The sequence below is a fragment of the Nocardiopsis sp. TRM 82005 genome (assembly GCF_056312425.1).
Genome location: NZ_JBWDTQ010000011.1, coordinates 230,813 through 249,163 on the forward strand (window position 1 = coordinate 230,813; position 18,351 = coordinate 249,163).

Here is an 18,351-nt window from a genome sequence, read left to right on the forward strand (position 1 = left end):
TGATCACGCGGTGTCGCCTCCGGTCGTCAGTTCGGCCAACCATGCGCGCAGTTCCCCGACCGTGCGCACGTCAGCGAGCCTGCTCACGTCGATTTCCTTATCCGGGTCCGGACTCGCCTCCACCGCAATGCGAACGACCGCCAGCGAGTCCAGTCCGATTTCGGTGAGTTGTGATCGGTCGTCGTAAGGAACTCTCACATGGCCCTTCAGGGATTTTTCCAGTGTCGAATGGTCTTCTTCGGTCTGCTGTCGCATCGATGCACTTCCTGAGGGAAACAGCATTTTCAAGAGATGCAGCAAGCTTATGCTCGCGCCTCCGTGGTGCGTCAACGCTTCTGCGGTTCCGGCTGATAGGAGTATGGAATCAAGGCATAACAGGCTCCGCTGGCTGAGGCCATGCGAAAAAACTATGACGGTATAGCAGAACCAGTATCAGCGGCTTGCCACGCATGCCCGTCAGGGGAACAATTCATAAGAATGTCAATGCTGTGAAAGGTAAAAGCATGGCGGAGTCCCTGACCGTTCCCGTCTCATCAGGACAAGAAGCGCTCTGGTGGGTGCACCAGCGCACCGAGCGCAAGGACCTCTACAACATCACCTGGCGGCTGAGCACACGCGGCCTCGACGCGCACGTCCTCAACCGTGCCTGGCAGCACACGGTGAACAGGCACGAGGCTCTGAGGACCGGATTCGCGCGCCAGGGAGGGACCGTGGTCCAAACGGTCCACCCCGCGGTGGACGCGCGGATCGAGCACGTGCGGTGGAAGAAGACTCTCGCGGGCGACCCCGAACCGCTCCTGGACGAACTGGCCGCGCACGTGCACGCTGCCCCCTTCGACCTGGACGCGCCGCCGTTGATCCGGCTGGTGCTGGTCGATGTGGGTGAGCGCCAGGAACTCCTGTGCACCGTCCATCACGCCGTCCTCGACGGGTGGGGGCTCCAGCTGGTCATGTCGGACCTGAACGCCGCCTACCTGGCGATCCGCGCACACGGTGACGGATTCGTCCCGGACGACGTGTTCACGGAGCCGGCGGTCGCCCAGCGCGGGCAGAGCCTCCCTGACACGGAGGCGGGACACGAGTACTGGGCCGCGCGGCTGCGCGGTAGCCGAGCCGTGTCGCTGCGCGGCGTCCGCCCCGGGCACCCCAGCGGCGTCGGACGCGTATTCCAGCACAAGTTGTCGCGTCCAGCCCAGGAGGCGGTGGAGGATGTGGCCCGCAGAGTCGGTTGCACGGCCTTCGCGGTGCAGCTCGCGGCCGTGCGCTCCGTGCTGGCCTTGGGGGGAGCCGGGGAACGCGGCGCCCTCGGGGTCGTGGTGGCCAACCGTATGACGCCGGAGGACCAGGAGAGGGTCGGCTACTGCGTCAACACCGTCGTTCTCACCGACACGGTCACCCCTGCCGAACGCTTCGACGACGTGGTGGCCAGGGCACGCGACTCACTGTGGGACAGCCTGCCCCACCAGCACGTTCCCTACGCGGACGTGTACGCGCACCTGTCCGCTGAGGACAAGGCCGCCCTGGGCACCTTGCCGGCGGTCGTCATCACCCACAACGGGCGTATCGGCTCAGGGCTGGAGATCGGCGGCCAGCCCGCCCGGCTCCAGAGAAGCCCCAGCAGGAGCGCCCGTTGCCAGGTCCTGGTCAGCCTCTTCGAGCAGGGGGAGGACACGCTCGTTGAGATCGAGTACGACGCCGACGGTCTGGACGAGGGAGCGTTGCGCGCCTTCCTGGAGGACGTCGAAGGCGTCCTCACCCGCTCCCGCTCCACTGGGAGCGTACTCGGCGCGGTGCCGGTGGCGACCCGGGCCGTGGCGGCACCGTGGAGCGCTCTGAGGCGCACCGATTCGCGGGAGCCCGCCGCGACGGGCTCCCGCGGCGACGGCGTCACCAGAGCGGTGCTGGCCTGCTGGAAGAGGGTCCTGGGCGCCGACGTCGGCCTGGAGGACGACTTCTTCGCCCTTGGCGGGCACTCCATGAGGGTCTTGGAACTGTTCACCGCCGTGGAGGAGGCGAACGGCCGACAGCTGGACCTGAACGGCTGGCTCGACCGGCCCACACCCGCGCGCATGATCGAGCTTCTCAGCGACGCCCCGGAAGCGGGCCCCGCCTCGGGGCCCTCCGGTCCCGCCGTGGTCAGAGAAGGGAGCCGGCACGGGGCCTGGCTGCACCTCGTGCCCGGAGCGGGTCTGGACCGGTCCTCCTACGAGGAGCTGGTACGGCACTTGCCATCGGGCTGGAGGGTGACCGTCAGTGAGGACGAGGGCGGTACCGAGGCGTCCATCGGCGCGCTGGCCAGACGCTTCCTGGACGAGCTCCTAGCGCAGGGACGGCTTCCCGACCTGTGGGGCGGCTGGTCGATGGGCGGGCTCGTGGCGCACGCCATGGCGGGCCAAGCGCAGCTCGAAGGGCTGCAACCGCCCCCTCTCGTGCTGGTGGACGCTCCGTCTCCGCAGTGGCGGCACCAGGAACTGGACTTCACAGACGCCATGCTCTACGCCGTGGGCAGCCCAGACGCCCGCCCCGACCATCTGAGCGTCGACCCGCGGAGCAGGACGGAGACCGCCGTGCTCGCCGCCCTCCTGGCCACGCTGGACATACCCGTCAGCGGTGCGGCCCTCCAGCGCCGACGCGACCGGTTCCTGCGCCACAACCGGGCGATGGTCCGCTACGAGGCTGAGCACAGGGTCGACGCACCGACACTGCTGATCAACTCCGAGTCCAACAAGGACGACGTCCCCGCATGGCGGAGCTGGTGCACCGGTGGAGTCTCCAGTGTGGGCCTGCCCACCGACCACTACGGCTTGCTCGGCGAGGCGGCCCACCTCGTGGCCGGGCTCGTGGCGGGCAAGGCCGCGCACATGCCCGCCGGTTGCTCACTGCCGTCCCGGTCGACCTGAGACGCGTACGCGTTCCGCCGGGCGGCGGGGCCCCTCCGGCCAGAGCTGAGGGATCCAGGTGTGACTGACATGGTTTCCGAGAGGATTAACCACCAAAGGCTCTTAGGCGGTTATACTTGTCGACTACGGATCTCTTGGGGGAGAGGGAGCTTGTACTCCGGAGATCAGAGAAAGCTATAAGGAGATTGCCCGATGCCAGAGGAAGAAGCTGCTCCGACCCCCGTTCTCCAAGCTCAGGAGTACTCGCGACGGGCCACGCAGGACGACTCCGAGGACCGGGTGAGCGGACGCAACACCGCGGTGCTGGTCTCGTTCACGGCCCTGACGAACCTGGCCGACGGGGTCCTCAAGATCGCCTTGCCCCTGATCGCCACCCGTATGACGGAGTCCCCCGCGCTGATCTCCATGGTGGCGCTGACACTGTCGCTGCCCTGGCTGCTGACCGCCCTGCACGTGGGGGTCATGGTCGACCGGTTCGACCGGCGCGGTCTGGTGTGGATCGCCAACCTGATGCGCCTGGGTGCGATGACGTGGCTCATCGCCGCCCTGCTCAGCGACACCATCACGCTGGCGGTGATCTACACCGCTGGGGCGGTACTGGGCGTCGCCGAGGTCATCGCGATGACCTCGGCCTCCTCCCTGGTGCCGGCGGCCGTCCGGCCGGCCAAGCGCGAACGCGCCAACGCCTGGGTGGCTGGAGCCGAAACCGCTTGCAGCGAGTTCACCGGCCCCTTCCTGGGCGGGCTGCTGGTGGCCCTGGGTGCGAGCATCGCTCTGGGAGCGACCGCGCTCGCCTACGCGGTCGGCATGCTGACCCTGATGCTGTTGGTCGGGCGCTTCGCCCCTGACTTCGACCGGTCGACTACCACGACCGGCGTCCACGAGCGCATCGCCGAAGGACTCAGCTACCTCTGGCACCACCGACTGCTGCGCGGAATGGCGGCGTTGATGGTGGTCCTGGCCGCCTCCTGGGGAGCCTGGCTGGCACTGATGCCGCTGGTGGCCAAGACACTGATGGGCCTGAGCGATCAGGAGTACGGGACCCTGCTCGGCGCACTCGGCGCAGGGGGCATCGTCGGGGCGCTGAGCGTCTCCTGGATCAACCGGATGCTGGGCCAGCGCTGGTCCATGTTCCTCGACCTGCTGGGCACCGCGGCGATGGTCGCGGCGCCCGCGCTGACCACCAACCTGTGGATCGTGGGCATCGCCGCGTTCGCGGGCGGCATGGGCGGCACGTTGTGGACGGTCAACGCTCGAACCATCAGCCAGCGGATCGTGCCCTCGGGGATGCTGGGCCGATATAATTCCGCGGCCCGCCTGTTCAGCTGGGGGGCGATGCCCCTGGGGGCAGGCCTGGTCGGGATTCTGGCGGAGTTCATCGGTGTCCAGGCCGCGTTCGGTCTCTTCGCCGCAGCAGCGCTCCTGACGGTCGTTCCCTTCTTCCGTATCGTGACCCCCCAGGCGCTCGCCGAGGTGCCGGAATACCGTTGATCCAAGGGCGGAGCACATTCGTGTCTCCGCCCTGAGGTATGCCCTGGGAAAGAAGTGCTCCCTATTCTCCCATAAGCCTTGCCTATCACTTTCCTCTGCTGAAATACCTTGAACTCCCCCTGCTCCGAATATCATCAATCCCGTCATCGGCAACCGGTTCGTGAAGGGATGTCTTCGATATTCTCGAACGCATGGTCCCGCAGAGCCGGAACGGAGCGAGCGGAGGAGGCCTACGTGACGGCCACGGTCGAAAGAATTTCTCCGAATCTGGACCTGAGCCACAAGGTCGACCAGCGTAAGGCGCGTGGTGAGTCCCTGGTGAACATGGCCTTCGGGGAGGCGAGACTGCCGCCCTTCCAGCCCCTGGTGGACCATCTCGTCGCCGGGGCGCGGTTCAACTCCTACGGGCCCGTACTGGGGGACGAACCGGCCCGTGAGGCCGCGGCCGGGTACTTCACCCGACGCCGCCAGCCCACGAGCCCGGACCAGGTGATCCTCGCGCCCGGCAGCAAGCCGCTGCTCATGGCGCTGAATCTCGTACTTCCCGGAGACGTCCTGATTCCCCGGCCCTGCTGGAACACCTATGCGCCACAGGCGCGCTTGGCGGGAAAGCAGGCCTACGGAATCCCGATCCCGGACGACTGCGGAGGCGTACCCGAGCCGGCCGCCCTGCGCGACAGCATCCGCGCGGCCAGGCTGCTCGGACACGACCCCCGCATCATCGTGCTGACCCTGCCGGACAATCCGACCGGCACCCTGGCACCGCCGGACACGGTCCGCGCGATCTGCGCCATCGCGGAGGAGGAAGACCTGTTCATCGTCTCCGACGAGATCTATCGCGATATCGTCCATGACGCGGGGGCGCATATGCTCAGCCCGGCCGAGGTCGTACCCCACCGCGTCGTGGTGACGAGCGGGCTGTCGAAGAGCCTGGCCATCGGCGGCTGGCGTATCGGTGTCGCCAGGTTCCCGTCCTCACCAGCCGGCCTGCGCGCCCGCGACGGAGTGGTGTCGGTGGCCAGCGAGATCTGGTCGACCCTGGCCCGTCCGATGCAGTCCGTGGCCGCCTACGCGTTCAGCGAGCCCCCGGAGCTGCGCGCGCACGTCGCGGCCACCGCGCGGCTGCACGGCGAGCTCGCCCGCGCGGTGTACGACATCATGGTCGGGGCGGGCGCCACCTGCCGGAAGCCGACCAGCGGATTCTACGTCTACCCCGACTTCGAGCCGCTGCGCGCCAACCTCACACTGCGCGGTGTCACCGACTCCGACTCCTTGTGCAACCACCTGCTCGAGGAGTCCGGCATCGCGGTGCTCGCGGGCCATCTCCTGGGTGACGACCCGCAGGCCCTTCGGTTCAAGGCGGCCACCTGCATGCTCTACGGCGAGGAGGAGGACCAGCAGTGGGCAGCCCTGACGGCCTCGCACCCGCTTGCCTTGCCACACGTACGCGAGTACCTCACGCGTGTCGAAGAAGCCGTCGCCAAGCTGTGCGCGTGAGCAGCGGACGCCATCGGAGTGCCGACCCATGCCCCAACAGTCAGTCCTGCGACCTCGACAGCGGACGACCCGCACCGCGCCGGCGCCGGGGACGTCTCGCCTCCGGCCGGTCCGCGGACCACTCCTGCTCCCTTTCCGCGGGAACCGGTGCCGCGGCGACGGAGGTCTCCAGCGCGAGGGGCGCCCCGCCCTGTACGTGATCGAACAGGTAAGCCAGGGGCGCACGATCCAGCGCGGGATCATCGGTGCGCTGCACCTCGGCTCAGCTGAGGGTGCCGTCGTCCCGCATGAGAACGTCATCCCCGCCAAGGTCGACTTCCAGTACCGCATGGCACGTGTGGCCCACGGACACCCTGAGCCGATCATGCTCGCCAGCAGCGGGGGAGGAGGTGCGGCCATCCTGGCCGCGGTCGCCGGACGGCCGCCCGACCAGGAGTTCGTCTCGGCCGAGGGGACCGCACACAGGCTCTGGGCCTGTACCGACCATGATGAGCAGGGCGTCCTGCTGGAAGGGCTGGACCGGACGCCGGCGCTGATCGCCGACGGTCACCACCGCTTCGAAGCGGCCCTGCGCCGCCGACGGGAGCTCAGGGGGCAGCACGGTGCCGGTTGCGTCCCGGCGCTGGTGGTCGACACCGACCTCCACCCGCTGCGGTTGTCCGCTATCCACCGCTGGCTTCCCGCCCTGGACCCCGTATGGGCGGTCGCGAGGCTGGGCCAGGTCGCCCCGGTCACGGAGCGGCACGGTCCTCCACGGGATCTCGTACGGGGGGAGTTACTCCTGTCCGGCGAGGGACGTACATGGTCGGTCGCGGCACCGGATCCCGGAAGGGTGCGCCGAGCGCTGGCTGAACACCCAGCGTCCTGGCGTGACGTGGACACGGCGGTCCTCCATCACCTCCTGATCGACCGTGTCTGGGCTCCCAGCCGCGCCGGTGAGGACATTCGCTACCTCCACGACGCCGACGTGGAGACCGGGAGGCCGCCGTCCGAGGGCACGCTGGTGCTTCTCGCGCCGCCCACCCTCGACCACGTACGGAACCTCGCCGAGTCCGGGACCCGGCTTCCCCACAAGACCACGTCGTTCGGCCCCAAACCGCCTCCATGGCAGCTGTACTACCGGTGGGACTAGGGAGTGTTTTTTAGAAGGCTTTCGGGTCAGCGAGCGGCCGTCCGGGCCGTCTCTCGCAAGACGGTGTGCGAAGTTCAGCCTGGTCGTGCTTCACGAGCGCGGAGGCGTAGCGAGAGGCAGCCCGGTGGACGCGAGCCCGAAATGATGCAAAAAACACGACCTAGGTGTGTCGTCCCGCCCGTCGCCCTCCACCACCCTCAGGGAGAGCCTGCGGCTCCAGTCCCCCGCCGCACCGGGCCGCTCGCTGATCCGGGGGCCTTCCGAAAACGCTCCTCGGGCACTGCCGCGTAGAAGCGACAGCGAAGCAGGGCCTGTCCTGGCGGGGCGGGTGCCACGCCCGCCCGCTGTCGGCTGCGGAGGTTGACGGTCTTGTGTTAGTGAGTAACGCTTCTTGTGCGGAAGACGACTGAGGCGGTGGCGGACGTGGACCAGCGGACGCGCAAGAGACAGCGCAACAAGGCCGCCATCCAGGACGCCGCGCTCCGGCTCTTCGAGCAGCAGGGCTACGAGACGACCACGGTCGCCCAGATCGCCCGGGCGGCGGGCGTGTCCCATATGACGTTCTTCCGCTGCTTCCCCTCCAAGGAGGACGTCGTACTCCAGGACGAGTACGACCCGATGCTCGAGGACCTGGTCCGGGAGCAGCCCGACACCAGGCCCGCCGTGGAGCGGATACACCAGGCGACCCTGATCGGGCTGGGCCGGGTGTACGAGCAGGACCGGGACGCCCTGCTGAAGCGGGCCGTGCTCCTGCTGTCCATCCCGGCGCTGCGTTCCCGTATCGACGAGAACCTCGCCTCCGCCCGTACCGCCTTCGAACGCGGACTGGCCCCGCGGGGAACCGGCCGTCCCGGCCTGGGGGTTCAGGCCGTCGCCGCGGCCTGCTCGGCGGCTCTGTCCACGGCCATCGTCGCCTGGGTCGACGCGGGCGGGGAGAGGGAACTGCCCGAACTCGTCGACCAGGTCTTCCTCGCCTTGCGGGCGCCGTGTTCCACGACAGCCATCACCGATTCCGAGGACTCCCCATGACCGACCAGGTCATCACCGTCGAGAACCTTCGAGTCCAATACCCGGGCACCCACACGCCAGCGGTCGCTGAGATGGGCTTCTCCGTCGAACGGGGTGAGGTGTTCGGCTTCCTCGGCCCCAGCGGGGCCGGAAAGTCGACGACCCAGAAAGTGCTGACCCGGCTGCTGCGCCGCTACGAGGGCGAGGTGAACGTCCTGGGGCGGCCCCTGCGGGAGTGGGGCTCCGACTACTTCGAGCAGGTGGGCGTGGGCTTCGAGCTCCCGGCGGGGTTCGGCAAGCTCACCGCGCGCGAGAACCTCGCCGCGTTCGCGTCCCTGTACGAGGGTCCGGTCGAGGACCCCGACGAGCTCCTGGCCAGGGTGGACCTGTCCGACGCGGCGGACAGGCGGGTCGACGACCTGTCCAAGGGCATGCGCATGCGGCTCAACCTGGCACGGGCGCTGGTCAACAGGCCCGAACTCCTCTTCCTGGACGAACCCACCTCGGGGCAGGACCCGGTGCGCTCCGCCCTCGTCCGTGAGGTCGTCCGTGAGGCGGCTGACGGGGGATGCACGGTCTTCCTCACCACACACGACATGGCCGCCGCCGACCTTCTCTGCGACCGCCTCGCCTTCGTCGCCCGGGGGCGGATCGCCGCCGTCGACACCCCGCGCGGTTTCAAACTCCGCCACGGGCGTCCCGGGCTCGTCGCCGAGGTGCGCGGACAGGAGCCCAGGGAGATGCCGGTCGAGGCCCTCGCCGAGGACACCGACCTCCTGGCCCTGCTGAGGGAGGGCGCGGTGGAGACGCTGCACACACGCGAGGCGTCGCTGGACGACGTCTTCGCGACGGTCACCCGGGAGAGGCTGTGAACCGGCTGCTCGCGGCCACCGTGCTGGAGGCGCGGGTCGACGCGCGTTACGGCATCGCGCTCGTCGCCGCCGCCCTCGGGGCCGTGTGGACCCTGGTCCTGTCGGCGGTACCCGCCGAGGCGGCCGGGACCGTGGCGGCCTATCTGCTGTTCCTCGACACGGCGGGGTTCGGCGCGCTCTTCGTCGTGGCACTGCTGCTCTTCGAACGCACGGAGGGGACGCGCCGGGCGCTGACGGCGACCCCGCTGCGCAGCGGTGAGGGGGTGGCGGCCAGACTACTGACACTCACCGCGCTGTCGCTGCTCATCGCAGTGCCGATGGTGACGGTGTCGGTGCGGGGCCGGTTCACCGACCTTCTTTGGGCCCTGCTTCCCGCCTTGGGAGGTGTGGCGCTCACCTCCGTCCTGCTGCTCACGCTGTGCCTCACGGTCGGAGCGCGTGCACGCGACCTGTCGGGGTTCCTCCTGACGGCTCCGCTCACCGTCGCGCCGCTGATCCTCGTGCCCCTGGCGCATGTCTCGGGGCTCGTGGAGCACCCGCTCATGTACGCGGTCCCGAGCACGGTCGGCGCGGACCTCATACGGCTGGGGACCTCGCCCGGATCACTGGACACGCCTCCTCTGGTCCTGTCCGCCGGCGTCGTCTACGCGCTGGCGTGGGCCGCCGCCGGGTTCGTCGCCGCCTCCCGCGCGGTCGAACGCGGTGCGTCCCCCGTTCCTCCGAAGCGGACGAGCCCGGTGCCCGCCCCCGGAACCGCCCTCCGGGCCGCCGGGCGCGGACCGCTTCCAGCGATCGTGCGCTTCGCCCGTATCGATCTCTTCGGTACGAGGCGGGACCCCCTGCTCCTCCTCCTGCTCTGCGCGCCGGTGCTGCTGGCGCTGATCATCCGCCTCGCCCTCCCCCCGGCCTCGGGGATCCTCCTCAGCTCCTACGGGTTCGACCTGGAGCCCCACGCGCCCGCCGTCCTGGCCGCTGCGGTCCTGCTGCACGTGCCCACGATGTTCGGGGTGGTGGGCGGGCTGCGCGCGATCGAGGACGTGGACGAGAACGTCCTCCTCGTGCTGCGCGTCTCACCCGTGTCCCTGCCCGCCTACCTCGCCTACCGGATGGTCCTCGTCACGGCCCTGACCCTGGCGGGCCTCGCCGCGGCACTGCCCCTGAGCGGGCTCATGGCCGCCGCATGGTCCGTGGACATGGTGGTCGCCCTCGTTCTGGCGGCTTTGCAGGCGCCGCTTCTGATGACGTCGATGACGGCGCTCGCGGCCAACAAGGTGGAGGCCCTGGTCGTCGTCAAGGGCATCGGCGCCTTCCTGGCGCTGACGCCCGTGGCGGCCTGGGTCCTCCCCGAGCCGTGGAACCTCCTCCTGCTGCCGCTTCCCCCGTCGTGGCCGGCTCTGGCCGTTCCCGGCTACGGCTCCGGACCGCTGGGGCCATGGCTCTGCCTGGTGGGCGGGGTCCTGGTCTCCGCTGGGGTGCTGGCGCTGCTCCTGCGACGCACGTTCCGGCGGATCGACGGCGCCTAGGCGCGTCGGTGAACGGGACCGGATCGCCATACCGCTCAGGGGTCGGCCACGGCCTCTGGGCGCGCGCTCCCGCCACCGGGCGTCGGCCCCTCGGCCAGGAGCGTACGGTCCCCGGTCACAGGGAGCCCCCCACACGGTTGGTGCGGACGATCAGGTAGACGAGGTAGGGCGCGCCGAGTACACCGGTGACGACTCCGACCGGATAACGGGTCCCGAAGGCGAACTGCCCACAGAGGTCGGCTGTCAGGACGAGCAGCGCCCCGACCAGCGCGGAGGGGACGAGGAGGGAACCGTTCGGTCCGACGAGGCGCGCCGCGATCGGGCCGGAGAGGAAGGCGACGAAGGCGATCGGCCCCGCAGCGGCGATCGCGAAGGCGATGAGCCCCACCGCGCCGGTGATCACGATGAGCCGGGCGCGGTCGACACGGACGCCGAGGGCCGACGCGGTGTCGTCACCCAGCTGGATCATGGCGAGGTCGCCCGACTGGTACAGGAGCACGGGGGCGAGTACGAGCAGTGCGACGACGACCGGGACGATCCTGTCCCAGGTGGTGCCGTTGAGACTGCCGGTCAGCCACCGCATCGCCTCCTGGAGGTCCCACTCGGCCGCCTGGTCGAGGATGTAGAAGGTGACGCTGTCGAGCATGGCGGCGATACCGATGCCGATCAGGATGAGGCGGGTCCCGGTGACCCCGCTCTTGAACGACAGCACGTACATGACCACGGCCACCAGCAGGCCGAACACGATCGCGAAGACAGACACCCCGGTCTCGCCGAGCGAGAGCATCACGATCGCGAAGGTCGCCGCCGCGCCGGCACCGGAGCTGATGCCGATGACGTCCGGGCTGGCGAGGGGGTTGCGCAGCATGGTCTGGAACGTGACGCCGGCGAGCCCGAAGCACAGCCCCGACACCACCGCGAGCACGGCTCGTGGCAACCGGAGCCGCCCGACGGTGAACGAGGCGCCCGGCACGTCCTGTCCGAGGACCACCCGCACGACGTCGCCGGGGGGATAGAAGGTCCGCCCGACCATCAGGGTCATGGCGAACGCGAGGACGACCAGGGCGGCGAGAACGACGATCACCGTGCGCCGTCGGCGCGCACGGCGCTCCCGGCCGTGGGCGACGGTCTCGACGGTGGAGATGCTCACAGTGCACGAACCTTCTGACGGCGGACGATGTAGATGAAGAACGGGGCCCCGATCAACGCGGTCACGATCCCCACATCGATCTCTCCGGGGCGTGCCACGATGCGACCGATCACGTCCGCCGCCGTCAGGAGAGCGGCACCGCCGATCGCCGAGAACGGAAGCAGCCACCGGTGGCCGACACCGACGAGCAACCGGCACACGTGCGGAACGACGAGGCCGACGAAACCGATGGGCCCGGTGACGGCGGTGGCCGCGCCGCACAGCACGACGGCACCGAGGGCGGCCGCCGCCCTCACGGCGGCGACGCGCCCGCCGAGACCGGCGGCGAGCTCGTCGCCCAGGGCGAGCAGGTCGAGCCCCCGCGCCGAGAGCAGGCAGGCGAGGAGCCCGGCCAGGAGGAACGGGAGTACCTGCGAGAGGCTGTCGAACGTCCCGCCGCCGACACCGCCGATCTGCCAGGACCGGAACCCGCCGGCGATGTCGTTGCGCGGAAGGACGACGGCGCTGACGAACGACGCCAGGGCGGCGGAGGTCGCCGCACCGGCGAGGGCGAGTTTGAGCGGTGTCGCGCCGCCCCGTCCCAGGGAGCCGACCACGTAGACGAACACCGCGGTGACTCCCGCGCCCGCGATCGCCACCCAGACGAAGCTGGCCGCGGAAGCCAGGCCGAAGAAGGCGATACCCGTGATGACCGCGAGCGAGGCTCCCATGTTCACGCCCAGGATGCCCGGATCGGCCAGCGGGTTCCGGGTCACTCCCTGCATGACGGCCCCGGACACGCCGAGAGCCGCACCGGCGATGACCGCGAGCAGTGTCCGGGGGATCCGCTTCGCGACCGCTGCCTGGTCGAAGCCCTCAGGGGAACCCCCGAGGGCCGCCACGACGGCGGACCACGGTACGTCGCGGGACCCGATGGTGACCGAGGCGAACATGAGCGCGGCCAGAGCACCGAGCACGACGAGCAGCCAGAGGGTTTTTCCGCGTTTCGGGCGCCGCGCGGCGTCGGGACCCGAGACGGCTGGTGAGGCGGTCGTCGTCACTACGCCTCGTCGGCGGCCGCGGCGAGAAGGGACAGGTAGTCGTCGAGGACCCAGGAGATCGACAGAGGCGTCGGGTTCGCCGCCGTGCCGAGTGGGTCGTCCCCGGGGAGGCTGACGACGGAACCGTTCTCCACCGCCGGCATCTGGGACAGCAGCGGGTCGCCTTCCAGGGTGCTCACGAGCTCGTCGCCGCCGTAGGTGACGATGATGTCGACGTCGTTGAACGCGTCCGCCTGCTCGGCGCTCTGGGACAGGGAGAACCGGTCGGTCCCGGCCGAGGCGGTAGCGATGCTCTCCGGGGTCTCCAGTCCGATGTCCTCGAAGAACATGGCACGCGTGTCATGCGCCGTGTAGAAGCTGACCTCGCTCAGGTCCGTGGTGTCCACATGGGTCAGGAACATCGCCGACCTGCCCTCGATCCGCGGGTACTCCGCGACCGCCTCACCGATCTCCTGTTCGATGCCGGCGACGAGCTCCTCACCCTCGCCCGCCATGCCGAGGGCCTCGCTGTTCAGCTCGATCATCTCCCGCCACGACGTCCCCCACGCGGTCTCGGGGTAGGCGACGACGGGAGCGATCTCGCTCAGAGTGTCGTAGTCCTCCTGGGTCAACCCGGAGTAGGCGGCGAGGATCACGTCCGGCTGGGTGTCCGCGACCGCCTCGAAGTCGACGCCGTCCGTCTCGTCGAACAGCACCGGTGTCTCCGCGTCCAGTTCGCCGAGCCTCTCCTCGACCCACGGGAGCACGCCGTCGCCGTCGTCGTCGCCGAAGTTGGCGGCGGCCATACCGACCGGCACGACACCCAGGGCCAACGGGACCTCGTGATTGGCCCAGTTCACCGTTGCGACACGTTCGGGCTTCGCCTCGATGGTCGTCGTGCCGAGCGCGTGCCCGATGGTGGCGGGGGACCATTCGCCGGAGCCGTCGGCCTCCTCGCTGGGGGAGGACGAGGCGCAGGCGGCGAGCCCGACGGTGAGCAGCGCGGTCGCGGAGAACGCGACCAGCCTTGAAACGCGGGGCATGGTTTCCTTCCGGTTATGGCCGTGTGGCCTCAGCCATGGCGATGCCATGGTTCGGCTCTCGCACCGCTCGTGGCGTCCGTGGCGCGCGGGCGACGGCGTGTGGCCCACACGGGTCCGGCCAGGCAGGACGCGTGGACGGGGCACGGGGGTGCACACGCCGACCCGACCGCGGCGATGCCGAGAGATTAGGTTTGCCTAACCGAATTTAGGGTGTCCTTGGTGGGTGCGCAATCACGTAGATGTGACACCTTTTGTCGCGAAACGGACAGGTGCTGTCCGATCGGCGCTCACCGCGGTACCTACTGGACGCCTGAGCGGAACCGCCCCGGGCTCAGGCCGGTGGTCCTCCGAAAGGCCGCGCCGAACGCGCTCACCGAGTGGTACCCGACACAGGTGGCGACCTCGTCGATCTCGTCACCCCGCGCGAGCATCGAGACCGCGTGCTGCATACGCGCGGTGGCCAGCCACTGGCTGAACCCGAGGCCGGTCTCGGAGCGGAACGCCCGTGTGATGGTGCGGGTGCTCACACCGAGCCGCGCCGCCCACACGGCCAGCGTCGGGGCGTCGGCGGGATCCTCACGCACGGCGGCGGCGATGGGTGCCAGCAGCGGTGACTCCGGCACCCGCAGGATCAGTTCGTGCTGGGCCGGAGTGAGGAGGTCGAGCACCATCGCCTCCGTCCTCGAACGCGAGTCCGGGACGAGGCCGTCGGCGTCGAGCCGGTCGAGCAGGAGCCGCAGGAGCGGTGTGACCTCCATCGCGACGGGTCCCTCGGAGACCGACCGCACCGAACGGACGCCGAACTGCACGGCACGGTGCCACGTTCCCGCGGGCGTCCAGCCGGAGTGGCGCGTGCCGGCCGGGACCCACAGGCCGACCGTGGGAGTGATCGTCCAGACCCGTCTGCCGATCGTCGCCGAGGACGCGCCCCGCTGGTTCCAGAGCAGTTCGTGCGTCGGGTGCGAATGCTCCTCCCAGAACGTGTCACGGGGGATGACCTCGGCCGTGCCCTTGGCGACGAACGGCACATCGATCTCACCGGCGGCGTAGAGGGGGAGCCTGCGGCTGTCGACCGCCTCTCGCCGTGGGGGCCCGGCGTCGCGCGACCGGGCTGCTGGACTCGATCGGAGGTCTCGTATGGCCACGTCGTCCAGCTTATGGGCTGGTAGGGGCCCCGCCGGAGGCGGAGCCCGGGAAACGGCCATCCGCGCGAAGGCGGCACCGATGACCGCACCCGCGACCCGTGGGACCGCGGGATCGCCGAGGTCCTGGGGGCGCCTCTTCCCGCGGGGACGGTCGGCGGCCCCTTCGGGGAGTACGGGTACACCCGTCTCCACCGACTGGAGAAGGCCGACCTGCTCAGGCACACCTGACGGGCCGGGCGGAGGAGCCTTTCGGCCTGTGCGCTGGTGCGGCCCCCGGCGGACGGAGCCGGGGGCCGCTGTGGAGGGATGATGGCGGGATCAGCCCTGGTCAGCGCCCTCCCGTTCTGCTGGAGCAGCCGCACGCGCCACCCGGCGCCGCCGCAGGGCGGCGACCACCGGGACCACGGCGGCCACCAGCACCAGCGCGTACAGGCCGATCGAGATGCCGCTGCCGACCAGGATCGAGGGATCGCCCGAGGACGCCGCCAGCGCACGGCGGAACTCGGTCTCGGCGATCGGACCGAGCACCACGCCGATCAGTGCCGGGGCCACCGGAACACCGAACGTGCGCATGACCAGCCCCAGCAGCGCCACGGCCAGCAGCATGACCAGATGCACCACCGACGTGTTGATCGCGTACACCGCCAGCACCGAGAACAGCGTGATGCCCGCGTACAGGTACGGCTTGGGCAGCTTCAGCAGCTTCGCCCACAGCGGCGCGAACGGCAGGTTGACGACCAGCAGCAGGAAGCTGCCCAGCAGCAGACTCGCCAGCAGCGTCCACACCAGTTCGGCGTTGCGCTCGAACAGCACCGGCCCCGGCTGTAGCCCGTACTGCTGGAACGCGGCCAGCATGATCGCGGCCGTCGCCGACGTCGGCAGGCCCAGCCCCAGCAGCGGCACCATCGTGCCCGCGGCACTGGAGTTGTTCGCCGCCTCCGGGCCGGCCACGCCCTCGATCGCGCCCTCGCCGAACTCGTCGTGCACGCCTCGGCGTTTTTCCCGGCGCTCGGCGAGCCTGCGCTCCAGGCCCAGGGACAGGAAGGTCGGGATCTCCGCGCCGCTGCCCGGGATCGGACCGAAGGCGCTGCCCAGCGCGGTGCCGCGCAGCCACGGCTTCCACGACCGTCCCCAGTCCCCGCGGCTCAGCCACGGGCGGCCGGTGCGGATCGCCGAGAAGTCCGGTGCGGACCTGCCACGCGCCGCCACGTACAGCACCTCGCCCAGGGCGAGCAGGCCGACGGTCACGATGACGATGTCGATCCCGTCCAGCAGGGTCGACGACCCGAAGTCGAACCGGGCGGTACCGCTCTGCGCGTCGATACCGACCAAGCCGATCGACAGACCGATGAGCAGCGACGCCAGACCGCGCAGGACCGATCCGGACACGACCGCGGCGACCGCCACGAACGAGAACACGGTCAGCGCGAAGTACTCGCCGGGCCCGAAGCTCAGCGCGAACTCCACCATGGCCGGCGAGAACAGCGCCACGATCAGAGTGCCGATCACGCTCGCCACGAACGAGCCGATGACCGCCGTGCCCAGCGCCTGTGCGGCACGTCCGCCGAGCGCCATCTTGTGGCCCTCGTAGGTGGTGGCGATCGAGGAGGCCTGACCCGGCGTGTTCAGCAGGATCGACGTGGTCGCCCCGCCGAACATCCCGCCGTAGTACACACCCGCGAACAGGATCAGCGCGCTCGTCGGGTCCAGGCGGAACGTCACCGGCAGCAGCAGGGCCACCGCCATCGCCGAGCCCATGCCCGGCAGGATGCCCACGGCGGTGCCGAGCAGCACGCCGAGGAGGGCCCATACGAGGTTCTGCGGGGTCAGCGCGGCGGCCAACCCGTCCATGAGCAGGAGCAGAGCGTCCATCAGAGCACCAATCCCAGGAGGCCGCCGGGCAGGTTCAGGCCGAGGCCGAGAGAGAATCCGACCTGTACGGCCGCCGACATCGACAGCGACACCACCGCGTCACGCGGGTGGGCGCGGGCACCGAACGCGTAGGCCACCGCCCAGAACAGCAGTGCCCCCGCGAATAGCCAGCCCAGGACCTCCAGCAGCGCGACGTGCGCCACCAGCGCGGCCAGGACGATCAGGACCGGTCGGCTCTCGAACCACGCCAGGGCGGCCCCGGCGGCGGCGTCGCGGCGGCCGCGCAGGTTCACGACCGCCATGCACGCGGCGACCACCAGCAGCAGGGCCCCGACCGCTCCGGGGAAGGCGCCCGGACCGGGTTTGGTGGCGTTGGGCGGCGCCTGGACGGTGAACGCGCCCCACAGGGCGACCGCACCCAGTACCGCCAGCAGAGCGGGTACGACCCACCGGGCCGGTCCGTTCCACGGAGTGGTCTCCGGGCCCGACGGTTCGGCGGCCCCCGGTGTCCGCGCGTCCTCCTGTGCCTCGAAAATTCCGGAAGGCTCCGCGGTTCCATCGGTCCCGACAGCCGCGGAACCCTCCTTGGCCTCCGCGGCGACGGAGGCCTCCTCGTTCCTGGCGGTCACAGTCCCAACTCCTCGATGGTCTCCTGGGTCAGGGCGATCTCCTCGTCGAGGAACTCCCCGAACTCCCCACGCCCCTGGTGGGTGTCGGTCCACCGGTTGCGCTCCAGGGTGTCGGCCCAGGCCCCGGTGGCGACCAGCTCGTCCACGAGAGTCTCCAACCGGTCGGTCTCCTCCTCGGTCAGCCCGGGCGGGGCGATGACCCCGCGCCAGTTCGACATCTCCACGTCGTAGCCCTGCTCGACGATGGTGGGGATGTCCACGCCCTCCAGCCGCTCGGGGGAGGAGACCGCCAGCGCGCGCAGCGGCGCGTCCTCGCCGATCTGGTCGCCGAAGTCGCTCAGCGACCCGAAACCGACCTCGGAGGTGCCCGACAACAGCGAGGTCAGCACCTCGCCACCGCCCGCGTAGGGCAGGTAGTTGATCTCGCCGGGAGGGATGTCCATGGACCGCGCCACCTGCGCGGCGAAGATCTGGTCCACACCGCCCATCGAACCGCCCGCGACCGGGAGCGTCCCGACCTTCTCCCGCCAGTCCCCGGCCAGGTCGTCCAGCGTCTGGTAGGGGGAGTCCGCCGGTACGGCCACGGCCAGGTACTCCGACGCCATCTGCGCGACGGGGGTGGCGTCGGCCATCGTGTACGGCGACCCGGTGGTCTCCACCGCGCCGACCATGCCCATGCCGGTCATCGTCAGCACGTTCGCCTGGCCCTCGCGGTTCGCGGTCTGCGCCAGGCCGATGGTGCCGCCCGCGCCCTCGGCGTTGCGCACCTCGACGTTGAACCGCAGGTCCTCCTGCCGCAGCCCGTTCTGCATCTCCCGGGCCAGTGCGTCCCAGCCCCCGCCGGGGGCCGCGGGTGCGATCAGCAGGAGTTTCTCCTGCTCACCGCTGCCGGACGCCGCGCTCTGCCGCACGTCGAACAGTGCCGTCCCCACCAGCAGCAGGGCGCACAGCCCTCCCGCCAGGCGGAGCAACACGCCGCGATCGCGCATCGGTCCTCTCCTCCTCCATGAACGTGTACGTCTTCCCGGAGCCTCGACGCCGGGGAGATCCAGGCCACAGTGTGACCCCGG

15 protein-coding genes are annotated in these 18,351 nt (G+C 70.1%); 7 read left to right on the forward strand and 8 right to left on the reverse strand.

From position 1 onward, the window contains the following. Positions 1 to 3 precede the first annotated feature (3 nt). A complete protein-coding gene (locus AC0T5L_RS08700) occupies positions 4 to 255 on the reverse strand; it encodes an acyl carrier protein (RefSeq protein ID WP_476164879.1) in 252 nt (83 codons plus the stop codon). Between the two features lie 248 nt (positions 256 to 503). Here AC0T5L_RS08700 and AC0T5L_RS08705 point away from each other — a divergent pair, with 248 nt between their 5' ends. The 7 genes from AC0T5L_RS08705 (at position 504) to AC0T5L_RS08735 (ending at position 10,423) form a co-directional block, all read left to right on the forward strand. After that, on the forward strand, positions 504 to 2,900 hold the full coding sequence (locus tag AC0T5L_RS08705) for a condensation domain-containing protein (RefSeq protein ID WP_476164880.1): 2,397 nt from the start codon (positions 504 to 506) through the stop codon (positions 2,898 to 2,900). 192 nt (positions 2,901 to 3,092) lie between these two features. After that, positions 3,093 to 4,391, forward strand: a complete 1,299-nt coding sequence (locus AC0T5L_RS08710) for an MFS transporter (RefSeq protein WP_476164881.1) — start codon at positions 3,093 to 3,095, stop codon at positions 4,389 to 4,391. Between the two features lie 234 nt (positions 4,392 to 4,625). Then, positions 4,626 to 5,888: a pyridoxal phosphate-dependent aminotransferase gene (locus AC0T5L_RS08715; protein WP_476164882.1), complete on the forward strand. Its 1,263-nt coding sequence runs from the start codon at positions 4,626 to 4,628 to the stop codon at positions 5,886 to 5,888. A gap of 28 nt (positions 5,889 to 5,916) precedes the next feature. Next, a complete protein-coding gene (locus tag AC0T5L_RS08720) occupies positions 5,917 to 7,020 on the forward strand; it encodes a DUF1015 family protein (protein ID WP_476164883.1) in 1,104 nt (367 codons plus the stop codon). A 393-nt stretch (positions 7,021 to 7,413) separates the two neighbouring features. Further along, the gene (locus AC0T5L_RS08725) at positions 7,414 to 8,049 is read left to right on the forward strand and encodes a TetR/AcrR family transcriptional regulator (RefSeq protein WP_476164884.1); all 636 of its coding nucleotides are present in this window, start codon (positions 7,414 to 7,416) and stop codon (positions 8,047 to 8,049) included. Beyond that, complete coding sequence (locus AC0T5L_RS08730; protein WP_476164885.1) at positions 8,046 to 8,900, forward strand: ABC transporter ATP-binding protein; 855 nt, start codon at positions 8,046 to 8,048, stop codon at positions 8,898 to 8,900. Before AC0T5L_RS08725 ends, AC0T5L_RS08730 begins: the two co-directional genes overlap by 4 nt. Further along, positions 8,897 to 10,423 carry a fluoroquinolone export ABC transporter permease subunit gene (locus tag AC0T5L_RS08735; RefSeq protein WP_476164886.1) on the forward strand — a complete coding sequence of 509 codons (1,527 nt, stop codon included), beginning with the start codon at positions 8,897 to 8,899 and terminating at the stop codon, positions 10,421 to 10,423. Before AC0T5L_RS08730 ends, AC0T5L_RS08735 begins: the two co-directional genes overlap by 4 nt. 115 nt (positions 10,424 to 10,538) lie before the next feature. On the opposite strand, the gene AC0T5L_RS08740 is transcribed toward AC0T5L_RS08735, so the two are convergent. The 7 genes from AC0T5L_RS08740 to AC0T5L_RS08770 form a co-directional block, all read right to left on the reverse strand. Then, on the reverse strand, positions 10,539 to 11,573 hold the full coding sequence (locus tag AC0T5L_RS08740) for a FecCD family ABC transporter permease (RefSeq protein WP_476164887.1): 1,035 nt from the start codon (positions 11,571 to 11,573) through the stop codon (positions 10,539 to 10,541). After that, entirely contained in the window at positions 11,570 to 12,613 is a 1,044-nt protein-coding gene (locus tag AC0T5L_RS08745; protein WP_476164888.1) for a FecCD family ABC transporter permease, read from the reverse strand. Before AC0T5L_RS08745 ends, AC0T5L_RS08740 begins: the two co-directional genes overlap by 4 nt. Beyond that, positions 12,613 to 13,635: an iron-siderophore ABC transporter substrate-binding protein gene (locus tag AC0T5L_RS08750; protein ID WP_476164889.1), complete on the reverse strand. Its 1,023-nt coding sequence runs from the start codon at positions 13,633 to 13,635 to the stop codon at positions 12,613 to 12,615. Before AC0T5L_RS08750 ends, AC0T5L_RS08745 begins: the two co-directional genes overlap by 1 nt. Positions 13,636 to 13,934: 299 nt before the next feature. Further along, positions 13,935 to 14,780 carry a helix-turn-helix domain-containing protein gene (locus AC0T5L_RS08755; RefSeq protein WP_476164890.1) on the reverse strand — a complete coding sequence of 282 codons (846 nt, stop codon included), beginning with the start codon at positions 14,778 to 14,780 and terminating at the stop codon, positions 13,935 to 13,937. 318 nt (positions 14,781 to 15,098) lie between these two features. Then, positions 15,099 to 16,652: a tripartite tricarboxylate transporter permease gene (locus AC0T5L_RS08760; protein ID WP_476164891.1), complete on the reverse strand. Its 1,554-nt coding sequence runs from the start codon at positions 16,650 to 16,652 to the stop codon at positions 15,099 to 15,101. Next, on the reverse strand, positions 16,652 to 17,281 hold the full coding sequence (locus AC0T5L_RS08765) for a tripartite tricarboxylate transporter TctB family protein (protein ID WP_476164892.1): 630 nt from the start codon (positions 17,279 to 17,281) through the stop codon (positions 16,652 to 16,654). The genes AC0T5L_RS08760 and AC0T5L_RS08765 overlap by 1 nt, the downstream gene beginning before the upstream one ends. Next, positions 17,278 to 18,270, reverse strand: coding sequence for a Bug family tripartite tricarboxylate transporter substrate binding protein (locus AC0T5L_RS08770; protein ID WP_476164893.1), 993 nt, complete (start codon positions 18,268 to 18,270; stop codon positions 17,278 to 17,280). Before AC0T5L_RS08770 ends, AC0T5L_RS08765 begins: the two co-directional genes overlap by 4 nt. Positions 18,271 to 18,351: the final 81 nt, after the last annotated feature.